Genomic DNA, 12007 nt, shown 5'->3' with positions numbered 1-12007 from the left:
TAGATAGTCAACTGGTAACGAATGAAATCAGCCTTTCCCGAACCGACGAAAAACTGGTGGAAATGAGCAATGGATGCATTTGTTGCACCCTGCGGGAAGGGACTACAAGAATCATAGCCTGATACTAAACACTATTTAGAATCTTAAGATATGACTCTGCGGAATACTCCGGCCCGGTCGGCTGTGTAAAAACCTCCCTGATGACCATTTTAAAATTCATGCCGGCTCCCAAAGAGCAATACATCATCAAGTCCACTCGTGACATCACCCTGGGGTTCATCCAGAATGGCTATGCCGTCATTAATAAAATACTCCAAAACAGCCTTCCAGCAAACAGGTGCAGGACTGACCCCAAAAACCTATTGCTTCGATGATTTACGTGTAGAATCAACTATTATGGAAACGAAACAAATGTGATGGCCGAAATCCTCCTCAGTAACTACGACATGTTCATCAGCCGGCACATGCTCACCCACGCCACCACCAACCTTTCAGCAAGTGAAATAGAAAGCTGTTATGGCAACCGGGTAAGGAGTAGATTAAGGGAGATGATGAATGGTATAGCGTTTGATCAGGAGGCTAAAGATAAGAGGGTGTGCACATGTCCCATCGAGGTACATGTGCAGGTTTTCATGTCCTGTTCTTAACGCCCTTGTCTCACGAGCAAATCTTTAAGCGATTTTATTTGCATAAAGCACCTAATAGTGGTACTTTTTGCAAAATTATTTTCTAAGATGAAGGCAAACAGAGAGTCTCTTAGCCTGGAAGCCTGGATAAACGGGTTACTCTCCAGGGGGAAAATGTCCTTTTCCCTAGCCCAACTTAAAAAGGAGCTTCATGGGCATTCGGAGATTGCCATCAAACGTTCATTGGACAGGCTATCAAAAAAAGGAGCTATCCTTTCCATTCATAAAGGATACTACCTCATCATACCTGCTCAGTATGCTTCAAGGGGAGTCTTACCCCCTCAGCTATTTATTGATGGTTTGATGAAATACCTGGAAAGATCGTATTATGTCGGTTTGCTTAGTGCAGCAGCCATGCATGGGGCAGCCCACCAGCAGCCACAGGAATTTTATGTCATCACCACATCACCGGCCATGCGGTCAACCCACAAAAAGAGTATAAAAATCAATTACATAACCAAAAGCATTATTCCGGATAAATACCTCGATCAGAAAAAAACCGAGACCGGTTATATCAAAGTGTCCTCACCGGAGCTTACCGCATTAGATTTATTTCGATATGAAAAGCATGTAGGGGGACTGAATAGAATTGGGACGATATTGAACGAGCTAACCGAAGCATTCCAGATAGAAAGAATCAATCACGAGCTGATAAAACTAAGTTCTGCGTCATCTATACAACGGCTGGGCTATATACTGGACATTGTTCTTGAAAACCAACAATATGCAGACAAGCTATTTGAAGCAAGTCAAAAGGCCAATGTAAGATTTAACCGAATACCGTTGGATGGGGAAGAAGAAACCCTTGGCTTTTCCTCAGCCAACAGGTGGAACATCATTGTAAATACTGAAATTGATATAGACGAATGATCCCGCAAGCCTATATCACCGAATGGAGCCAAGTGGTACCCTGGCAAACCAATGAACAAGTCGAGCAAGACCTGATCATATCCAGAGCACTGATAGCACTTTTTTCGGATGAATACCTTAGCGAAAACCTTGCATTCCGTGGAGGTACTGCATTGCACAAACTCTACCTGAACCCGGCACCTCGATATTCAGAAGACATTGACCTGGTACAAATCAAGGAAGGGCCAATCAAACCCATTTTAAAACGAATAGACGAAGTGATCACTTTTTTTGAGGAGGAGAGAGTGGTAAAAGTCAAAGCCAATAATAATACGCTATTGTACCGCTTCAACTCAGAATATTCACCTGACATCCGATTGAGATTAAAGATTGAGATCAATTGCCGGGAGCATTTTAATTTACTTGGGTGGAATTCCTTCCCTTTCTCTGTAAATAGCGAATGGTTCACAGGGCAATGTGAGATTACCACTTACCACCTGAACGAGCTCTTGGGCACCAAGCTCAGAGCGTTGTACCAACGCAAGAAAGGAAGAGACCTGTTCGATCTCTATTATGCCAATCAACACGCAAAGCTGGATTTTGACAGGATCATCCACTGCTACCATGAGTACATGAATTTCGTAGTGGACAAACCACCTACTCAAAAAGAATTCCTGATCAATATGGAGCTAAAGAAAAAATCAGCTCAGTTCTCAGGAGATATGCAGGGACTTCTTAGCCCGAATCTGAAATACAATCAGGAGGAGGCTTTTGAGTGGTTGTTTGAAGGTTTGGCTGTGAGGTTATAATTATAGATTAGAATGGAAAAGGTTATTAAGGATCTCATTAACGATATATTATTCTATAAACCGGGCAATCAATGGGCTGTTACTCATTGCAAAAGAGAAGGACGTAATGCTATTAAAGTAGACCTGAAAAAGCTCTATGAGGGGACTCCTTGTGAAGAAATCCAGCACTGGAAAAGTTTTGCAATTCATAAGGAACAAGTTGATTATACTGACATCAGTATTGCTGAAAAGAGTCAAAGGCCCATAAGAAAATACATGCTTTTTGTACGTATGCTTTCCGACTTGCTAAGTAGAACAGTTTCGTTTGACGTCATTCCTGAATCACTAGTTCCTTTTGATCAATCTTCTCTGGATAATTATACCATTTATGACCTTGAAGTTGTGAAACCAGTAACGCATCATGTTAGCTACAATAATTTTTCCGGTTACGATTTTCTCATAAGGTGTAAAGACCTTGCCAGAGTAATAAATGAAGGTTTTGATAGTGGAAAAAAGACACTAAAGAAAATAGTTGAGGATCTCAATCTCTATGAAATAGCCAACCCTGATTGGGGAAGTCTGAAATTGATTGATCTGATATTAAATTATCTCAAGATTTCTCACGAAGAGTTCTTGCACCCTAAAGATGATAACGCTACAATCTTACAGATACTTACGGAAAAAGGCTTGGTGCAAATAATTCCCTCAGTATTTGCTTTGAACGATTTACTGAAATTAGATGCACATAGGAAGAATAATTCCGATGAACTGTTCAAGTCTCATTTGGAAAAATTTGAAATTCTGAAGCCATCAACATTGCTTATGATAAATTGATTGACACTTTTACTGATTTGAATACGGATTTAAACCAATGGTATGACTTCAAATAATTACATTATGTAACATGCTTGACTCCCTCACCTCCATATTAAAAGTTCGCTCACTGGTAGATTCGGCAGTAACCTTGAAACTTCTAAGGGCCAGAAATCTGCCTTTGATCATCTCTTTCTTGTATCGGGAATACAAGGTAGGTGAACAAATTTCTATCCCATACCAGCATTTGGTACAAAGACTCGCTGACTTTCTGGACGAAATCGAATACAGGGACGAAGACGATGAGGTCAAATCCGACAGGCTTATTCTGGCTTTTGATGAAAAGGCAAAACTTTACATCGATCGCTGGATAGACGCCAATTACCTCCGCAACATGATGGATGATGCCCGAAAGGAGCCTTTGGTCTTTTTGTCCAAGCATGTGGAAAGGGCTTTTCAGGTATTTGAGTTATTGAAGGATCGTGAATTTGTTGGGACAGAATCCAAGTTCAAGGACATTTTCACCAAACTCAGGGATATCATAGAAAATGCCAACCCCGACAAGGAAAAGAGGTTAGCCGAACTGGAGAGAAAAAAGCGGGCGATAGAGGAAGAAATCCGAAAAATCAAGATTGATGGCTATGTGAACACTTATGAAGATTACCAGGTCAAGTCCCGGTATGAAGAGGTAAACCGTTTGGCCAATGAATTAATCGGGGATTTCAAGGAAGTGGAAGACAACTTTAAGGAAATCACCCGCAAGATTTACGAGCGACAGCAACAAACCGAACTCTCCAAAGGAAAGCTTTTATCAGAAACCTTCGATGCGCTGTATGAACTCCGCAGTACTGATCAGGGCAAAAGCTTTTATGCCTTTTGGCAATTCATGTTGGACGATGTAAGCCAATCGGATTTTCAAAAGCTAACCAAGGGAGTATACGATGTGCTGGAAGATCGTGGTATCGAGATTTCCTCCCGCTCATTGCGAAAACTGAAAACACTTCTGCATATGGCCGCTCGTAAAGTGCTGGATAAAAACGGGGTGCTTGCTGATAAACTCAGTAGGGAGATAGTAGCTAAAGAGCAATTAGAATCACGAAAAGCAAAAGAACTTATGTCAGGAATCCGCCAGCTTGCCATCCAATTGGTCAATCGCTCCACATCTAAAGACTATTATCTCGACATACAGGGCAACCCTGAAATCTACCTCCCCTTGGAGCGCAAGCTTGGGGAAAGGCCGGAAAACAATTCATTTGTTACGAAGGCAGAGCAGGCTCAACTTGCATTGGAAGACCTAGAGGATTTATCAAAAATTTACAATGCCGACTTGATTGACAAGCCGCAATTACTGGCCAACATACACGACTTGCTGCAGTCAAGATCGCAGGTTTCTCTTCAGGAAGTAGTGAAAGAAAAAGGGCTTAATAAGGGTCTGGCAGAGCTGTTGGCTTACGTCACTCTTGTAAATGTAAACAACAAATTTTTCATCAATGAGAATGTTCGGGAAACCATTCTGTTCAACTTAACGGAAGGAAAGTACCTTGACTTGCCGCAAATAATTTTTACCAGATAGCCTATGGAACACCATAATCGAAATATTGCTCCTTACGCCAAGTCAGCTGTGAAGCTTCTACAAGGCCCTGTTTTTGAAGATCAGCAAGATGTTTGGAGTGAAGTGCTACAATACCAGGTCGAATTAATTCAATACTTTGAAAGCATTGCTCTTGAGGTGGTAATTGACAAAAGAGATGGGTACGCCTATCTGAAACAGATCGAACTCGAAGAATCAGGAATCACTATTGGGTTAATTCGGAGAATCCCACTGACTTACGACCTCACCTTGGTTTGTGTGTTGCTAAGAGAATGGCTGCTCGAATTTGAATCGAGCGATCTGGAAACAGCCAATTTGTACATTACTCCCAAAGAATTCAGGGATCGGATGGAGATGTTTTTCAAAGAGAAAACCAATGAACTAAAGTTCATCAAAGAACTCAATCGCCACCTAGATCAGTGTGTGGATATGGGATTTTTGAAATTGGTCCATAAGGACACAACATCTCAGGATGAATACAGATATGAAGTGAAGCGGATCCTGAAAGCCAGGGTTACAACAGACGAACTGTCAAAGTTTAAACAACAATTGGAAAATGAACTTAAGTCTGTTTAGCACTAAACCGAGCCAATCCGGCTTTCGTCTCCATACTTTTGAAGTGTGGAACTGGGGGACGTTTGACAAAGACATTTTCTCCATCGAGCCAGGAGGAGAAACCTCCCTGCTTACCGGAGGCAATGGTTCTGGAAAAACAACTTTGGTGGATGGTCTTCTGACCCTGTTACTACCTGAGCGCAGGGCACGAGCTTACAATCAGACCGCAGGTGAAAAAGGTGAGCGAACTGAAGAGACCTATTTACTGGGCGAATTTGGGGAAACAGAAAACTCAGATACCAACACACGAGAAGTAAAAAAGCTAAGAGGGGACAAATCAAAGGCGCAATCGGTATTAGTAGCCGTCTTTCAAAATGAATCCCAATTCGTCACGCTGGCTCAGGCCCGGTGGTTCTCGGGAAGTGAGTTGAAGCGAAACTTTGTTATCGCTTTTAAGAAGCTTTCCATAAAAGATGACTTTATGCCTTTTGATAGTAATGGGGAATGGAAAAAGAGATTGAAGCAAAAATATCCCAAGCAAGGAACCAAAGAATTTCTATTATTTACCGATAGCCCTGGCGAATATGGCCGATGGATGCGCAAGGCATTTGGAATGAGATCAGAGAAAGCCCAAACGCTTTTCAATAAAACCATTGGACTCAAAGTATTGGGTAACCTGGACGAATTTGTCCGGCTTCAAATGCTGGAAGAACGGGAGTCAGAAGAGGAGTTTCAGAAGATCAAAAGTTATTTCAAAACACTCAACGATGCACACCGGGCTATTGAAAAAGCCCATAAGCAAATCGAACTGCTAACCCCAATCAGGGATAAATCCATCGGGTTAACTACACTGAAAGCAGACTTGATCCATAAAGAAAGTTTCAAACAGACAGCCCCTTTATGGTTTGCCAAAAAGCAAGAAACTTTAATTCAGGAATTCATGGCCTCCATAAATGAGCAAAGACAAGAAAATGAAGGAAAACTTGAGATATTGACCAATGAGGTTGAAGAATTGGATCATAACCGGGTAAAGCTTGATGTACAAATTGAATCTGATGAAGTCGGTCGGCAAATCCGTGATTTAGAAAGGGACAATAAGCGGTTCGAACTAGAAAAGTCAGATAGGGAAAAAGAACTGAATCTTTATAATCAATTGGCCGAAAATCTGGAATATCAGACCAGCCCTCAAACAAAAGAACTATTCGATGATCAAAGAAAGCTCGCTTTGGATAAAAAGAAAAAGACTGCTGAAGTATTGGAGCAGAATGATGAGGAGCTTTTTCAAACCCGGAAAGAATTAGAGGAAGCAAGAGCAAAGTTTGACAATCTTTCTAATGAACTGAGTGTACTAAGATCGCAAAAGAACAATATCACTGGTCATCCAGCACGAATTAGAAGTGAAACCCTTGAAGCCATCGAAGCAACTGAAAAGGAAATTCCATTTATCGGTGAACTCCTAAAAGTTCGGGAGGAAGCCCGGGAATGGGAGCCGGCCATCGAGCGATTACTTCACAATTTCGCACTAAGGCTTATAGTCCCTGAAAAATATTATCAGCAAGTCAACCAGTATGTCAAAGAGCATGATTTAAGAGGCAGGATCATCTATCATAAATTCAACAAAAAAGAAGTAGCCCCTCGCATCTTCCAACAGCAGGATGAAAAGGAGTTGACCAGCAAGTTGGACTTCAAAACATCCGAATACACTGAGTGGATTAAGAATGAGATCAGTTCAAAGTTCAATTATTTATGTGTCGATGACCTTGAATCGTTCCGCTTGGCAGAAAAGGCAATAACCAGAGAGGGGCTAACCAAAAATGCCGGCCGACATGAAAAAGACGACCGACCGGAAGTTAGGAGCCGCCAGCAGTATGTTCTCGGATGGGACAATAAAGAGAAAATAGCCGTCTTAAAAGAGGAAGCAGCCCAGCTAAACGATAAGATCAATACAATTGATAACAGGTTGAAAGCAATAAAAGCACATCAGACAAGGGTGCGCAGGGAAGCCGAAGACCTAACTCGTTTCATTGATTTTAAGGCATTCAAAAAAATAGATTGGTGGTCTTTATCATCTGAAATCCAGGAGAACAAGCTGAAAATAGAAGAGCTTGAAAAGACCAACGACAGGGTAAACACCCTTAAAAAACAAAGAGAAGAGATCGTTAAGACAATAAAAGCCAAACAGGAAGTGATAAGAAACATGGAGAAGGAGATCAACCATATTGATTCACAATTAGATATTCAACAGCAAAAATTGAGAGAGGCCAGGGAGGTAATTGACCGTTATACTGATCATGAAACAAGTGAAAAATTAGTTGCTTTCGAAGAACACTTTATGGCAGAGCTTGAGTGTGACATTGACTCAATAGAAAAAGTCAGAAGTAAAATCATTGGTGGAATCAATCAGGATATCGAACGACTAAGGGATGATATTCGCAAAATCGAAAGTGCCGCTGAAGGCCTGATGAGACTCTTCAAGAATCCGGATAAGGAGATCGTAGAAAAGTTCAGCGATTGGAATTCAGACACCCACCGGCTTAGTGATAGTGCCGAGTTTATTGATGAGTACGTTGCTTTATTGGAGAGGATAGAAAAGGAAGAATTGGCTGAATACAAGCAACAATTCAAGAAATATCTAAATGAAGAAATGATTACCAAGATGTCTGACTTCCAAACACGGCTCGAAAGGCAGGAGGAGGATATTGAGGAAAACATCGAGACTTTGAATAAGTCGTTAGAAAAGATCAATTTCAATAGTAATCCTCCTACCTTCATCAAACTACATGTAGAAAAAGACTACTCTCCAAAAGTGAAAGAATTTAGGTTTCTTCTCAATGAGTGGAAACCCAATCTGGTAGAGTTTGAGCGCTCAAAGGATGACCGGATATTAGAAGAAAGCTTTAATAAGATCAGATCCCTTCTTGACGGCTTGACAGAGGATGAAAATCTCAGGAAAGAAGTATTGGATGTTCGAAATTGGTTAAAATTCAAAGCAGTTGCGCACCATAGAGAGGACCCAACAAAGGTTTTTAGAAGTTTTACAGGAACTGCCAAGCTATCAGGAGGTGAAGGGGCTCAGCTAACCTACACGATTCTGGGTTCTGCCATAGCCTATCAATTCGGTATCCATAGCGAGGGTCTCAATACCAATTCATTCCGGTTTATTTGTGTAGATGAAGCTTTTAGCAAACAAGATGATGAAAAAGCCCAATTCCTGATGGAGCTTTGTAAACAACTTCACCTCCAAGTGATGGTAGTATCTCCGGCCAAAGCGGAAGAAGTGGCCATTGTGGAGCCGTACATTGCCAGAGTGCATTTTGTGCAGAGAAAGGACAACCGGCACTCGGTGGTATATGATATGCCTATCAAACAGCTTCAGGAGGAAAGAGAGCAATATTTACAATCGGCATTGTAGGGTATGATAACGGCTGGTGAAATACGGAAAAAGTCTGAGGCGAAATACCTGGGGGTGCTTCAGTCTTCACTGATAGGTGAAAACTGTTTTCCCCTTGTCATACGATCCAATAAAGCACTTTCAAAGGATTTTATCCAGATGAGTAAGGAAATTGCGGAGGTCTTTAGTGCTTCAAAGGACAGAAAAGGATTTGGTTATTCGGTGATATCAGAACCTGTTAAAACCCGGCAGCATGGTACTCAGGATATACCTAAATCCATCACTTTTGAGAGCTCGTCAGATTACTTAAAATTCCTCAATAAGGAAAAGGAGTATCGTTTGATGATGGAAAATTTCAGCTTCGTCAAGTCCGAACTCCCTCAGCTCGAATTATGGCTGATAGAAAATCCAAAGGCTATTATCGATAACTCGGATATTTGGTCCGGCCTACTTAAAGTTTGCCAATGGTTTCTCCAAAACTTCGAGCCCGACAAATACTATATAAGAGAATTGCCCATTTCCGTTCACACTAAGTTCATTGAAGAAAACAAAGGTATTTTAAGGTTACTGTTGGATGAGTTAATTCCAACTATTGTAAATCCATCCGAAAGTGATTTTGAAAAGCGATTCCATCTAAAATACGATCAGCCTCTTGTCAGATTTCGTTCACTGGATCAGGATTGTTGGCATATCAGATACTATGATGACCTAACCGTTCCGATTGAGCAATTCACAAGGAATACTATCAATTGTTCAAGGGTTTTCATTGTTGAAAACAAGATGAATTTTCTAACCTTCCCCAAAACACCCTTTTCGATAGCAATTTGGGGCAAGGGTTTCGCCATTGAATCTTTGAAGAATACCGAATGGCTTCAGGAAAAGGAAATATATTATTGGAGTGATTTGGATGTCCATGGATTTCAAATGCTTTCTCAACTGCGGTCGTATTTTTCGCAAACCAAATCCTTTTTGATGGAGTTTAATGTTGTTGAGAATTATATGGACTTTATTGTGCCGGGCGCAACAACAAATACGGAGTGGCCATCCTACCTTACTGAAGAAGAATTTGAAGTATATGAGTTCCTTTTAAAAAATAGTTATCGATTAGAACAAGAGCGGATTCACCAGAACCTTGTTCAAGACCGCTTGGAGATGATTATTAACTACTAGTGAATCTCACATCAACTCTCCACGCCCTTGTGCCTCCAGCCTGTTCGTTCCGCTTCGCTGCACTTACAAGCTTCCAGCACAGCAAGAGTAGCCCGTTATTCCGTTCCGTTGCACTACACTCCATACCGTGCCACACTTGCTTTTCCCAACGCTCAAACCCCCACGCAGGAAAAGCGGTGTTCGTCTTCCGCCCTCGGCAAAGCATCATGCCAGGCCACCACAGCCCATTTTTTGAAAGGGTCTATTTTCTAAGGTCAAAAAATAAGCTGTGTTGCCTTACAGGTCTCCTCCGCCAACTGGCGGCTACGAGCCTGTCATGCTGCTTGCAACTCGGTTGTCATCCAACGGCAGCCTACTCTGTCTTTTTAGCCCTGCCAGTCGTCCCTTTGTGGCATAGCTAAAAATCCACCGGCTGCCAGTGTTTTTACTCGCCTGCGGGTCTCTGCGGGCTGCGTTTCTTGTTAGAATCAATTCCATCCGAAACAGGATTAGGTTTGTTATGCAGCAGGAATACCATCAATAGCCACGAACGCCAGGGAGTTGTAAGCCCCGTTTTTCAACGGGTAAAAGCTCGCGTGCACTTCCTGGTAGAACTCTACACCTAAAGCCAACAATAGCGGTTTAGTACTGTTAGCGGGCAAAGCATTTGTCAAGTTAACAGCCACTTCGGTCTGTGGGCCGATCGCAATCTCACCGCTCTCAGAAGTCACCAAGGTGAAATCATCCGCTTCAAAATCAATTTCCGCACCAGCAGAGACAAATTTCAGGTGTGTAGCTCCCTGGGGAGCGGCGATGGTATTTTGGGGCACAAAGCCCGGCACATTAACCACAGCTTCGCCAGTAGCCCGGTCAATGCTAGCATTAAATGGCGCATACATGGTAGCTCCCAGGCGGCCATTTGCATTGAACTCAAAGCCCCGTAGAAGTTCCAGTTCGCCATCGAGAACGTTGCGTTCTCCCCGGGCACTGGTTGCATCCGCTTTGATAACTTTCACCATTTCCCTGGTCAGCCTGGAGGTCAACCGGCTGTCAGAGGTTCGTAGAAGAAGCGGCCTGAAGGCCGTTCTCAAAGTCCGTCCGAGTGCACCGGCACGGCCAAACTCAGCACCATTTTCACGGGTACGCTGAAAAGCCGGATCGTTCTGGATCCGTTCCTTGTCCACCCCGCCATTTTCACGGGCTAGGTAGCCATCTCTAGTTTTGTATAAGGACATGTCACCGACATTGCCCTTCAACTTGATAATCCCAGCTTGTCTTGCCATATCATTTGAAATTTTGATTTGTTGCTTCGTTGCAACTCACCGAAAATCAGATAAATCAGGAGGGAAGACAAAAGACAGGTTCCGCATAGGAACATTGGATACCGTTTATTCCGATTGGTTCAAAATGAACTGCCAATGGCATTTCCAATATATTTACAGTACACCAAAAGCATAGATGAAGCATAGATAAAGTATGATTGAAACAAAAGAGCCTGTATCTATCCAAAAGACGTGCAGCGAATCACGGGCAAGAACGAGCGTCACGGAAGAAAGCTCCTAAACAAGATCAGGGAGGAGCTTTCCAAAGAACCGCATCAGTTCATCAGCATAGATGAATTTTGCGACTTCACCGGCCTTGCACCGGCCATTGTTGAGCGTTACATCACCGATTGATCTTGCCAGATGAAGGCCAGTCAAACGGCACTAAAATCTATAACTCTTTGCCAATAAATTTTAGCACTTTTTGCCACGATTTGAACCCAAATCGTAGGCTTTTTTGTATATTTACAGAGGTTTCGGAGTTCACCAAATGCACTCAAACCAGTTCGAATAAATTGAGAACTGAAAGGTGAACCCGCTGAAATTGGTTCTTGTACCTTACTGATAAATAAAGATTTGCGTTGGATGGTTGTAATCCTGCCACCCCGACACAAAGCTATAGAGCCTGCCTTTTTTTGGCAGGTTTTTTTATGCCCCTTTCTTTGCGTAGAGAGCGGGAAATCCACCTTTTTTAGAAAACTACCTGGTCCAGCCCTGTAAAATCAAACAGCGCTGATTGATAAACCCGTCTCCTGAAAATGCCGCATAAACGGGCCAAAATACCTACCTTTCACTCAAAAAATGAGATGAGGCATTTGAAAACCCTTGCGCTGTGTTGGTGGCTATTTATTATTCCATCCATA

10 protein-coding genes and 1 pseudogene are annotated in these 12007 nt (G+C 42.3%); 10 read left to right on the top strand and 1 reads right to left on the bottom strand.

Features of this window, described 5'->3' with window-relative positions; all coding sequences use genetic code 11:
• From GCU44_RS23440 to GCU44_RS22585, 9 genes and pseudogenes are all read left to right on the top strand, one after another.
• Positions 1-98, top strand: a pseudogene (locus tag GCU44_RS23440) (GTP-binding protein); the annotation flags it as partial.
• 102 nt (positions 99-200) lie between these two features.
• The gene (locus GCU44_RS22620) at positions 201-374 is read left to right on the top strand and encodes a hypothetical protein (RefSeq protein ID WP_154859666.1); all 174 of its coding nucleotides are present in this window, start codon (positions 201-203) and stop codon (positions 372-374) included.
• A gap of 330 nt (positions 375-704) precedes the next feature.
• The gene (locus GCU44_RS22615; RefSeq protein ID WP_206670874.1) at positions 705-1556 is read left to right on the top strand and encodes a type IV toxin-antitoxin system AbiEi family antitoxin domain-containing protein; all 852 of its coding nucleotides are present in this window, start codon (positions 705-707) and stop codon (positions 1554-1556) included.
• Complete coding sequence (locus GCU44_RS22610) at positions 1553-2344, top strand: nucleotidyl transferase AbiEii/AbiGii toxin family protein (protein ID WP_154859665.1); 792 nt, start codon at positions 1553-1555, stop codon at positions 2342-2344. Before GCU44_RS22615 ends, GCU44_RS22610 begins: the two co-directional genes overlap by 4 nt.
• Before the next feature lie 12 nt (positions 2345-2356).
• Positions 2357-3157 carry a hypothetical protein gene (locus tag GCU44_RS22605; RefSeq protein WP_154859664.1) on the top strand — a complete coding sequence of 267 codons (801 nt, stop codon included), beginning with the start codon at positions 2357-2359 and terminating at the stop codon, positions 3155-3157.
• 70 nt (positions 3158-3227) lie between these two features.
• On the top strand, positions 3228-4709 hold the full coding sequence (locus GCU44_RS22600; RefSeq protein WP_154859663.1) for a DUF3375 domain-containing protein: 1482 nt from the start codon (positions 3228-3230) through the stop codon (positions 4707-4709).
• 3 nt (positions 4710-4712) lie between these two features.
• A complete protein-coding gene (locus GCU44_RS22595) occupies positions 4713-5303 on the top strand; it encodes a DUF4194 domain-containing protein (RefSeq protein WP_154859662.1) in 591 nt (196 codons plus the stop codon).
• Positions 5284-8694, top strand: coding sequence for an ATP-binding protein (locus GCU44_RS22590; RefSeq protein ID WP_154859661.1), 3411 nt, complete (start codon positions 5284-5286; stop codon positions 8692-8694). Before GCU44_RS22595 ends, GCU44_RS22590 begins: the two co-directional genes overlap by 20 nt.
• 3 nt (positions 8695-8697) lie before the next feature.
• Entirely contained in the window at positions 8698-9843 is a 1146-nt protein-coding gene (locus GCU44_RS22585; RefSeq protein WP_154859660.1) for a Wadjet anti-phage system protein JetD domain-containing protein, read from the top strand.
• A gap of 497 nt (positions 9844-10340) precedes the next feature.
• Here the strand turns inward: GCU44_RS22585 and GCU44_RS22580 are convergent, their stop codons facing one another.
• On the bottom strand, positions 10341-11105 hold the full coding sequence (locus tag GCU44_RS22580) for a hypothetical protein (protein ID WP_154859659.1): 765 nt from the start codon (positions 11103-11105) through the stop codon (positions 10341-10343).
• A gap of 231 nt (positions 11106-11336) precedes the next feature.
• On the opposite strand from GCU44_RS22580, the gene GCU44_RS23095 reads away from it, so the two are divergent.
• The gene (locus GCU44_RS23095; protein WP_162533413.1) at positions 11337-11498 is read left to right on the top strand and encodes a hypothetical protein; all 162 of its coding nucleotides are present in this window, start codon (positions 11337-11339) and stop codon (positions 11496-11498) included.
• Positions 11499-12007 lie beyond the last annotated feature (509 nt).

The organism is Cyclobacterium xiamenense (assembly GCF_009467825.1).
Lineage (GTDB): Bacteria > Bacteroidota > Bacteroidia > Cytophagales > Cyclobacteriaceae > Cyclobacterium > Cyclobacterium xiamenense.
The sequence above is the reverse complement of the archived record's forward strand: the minus strand, read 5'-3'. Positions and strand labels throughout refer to the sequence as shown.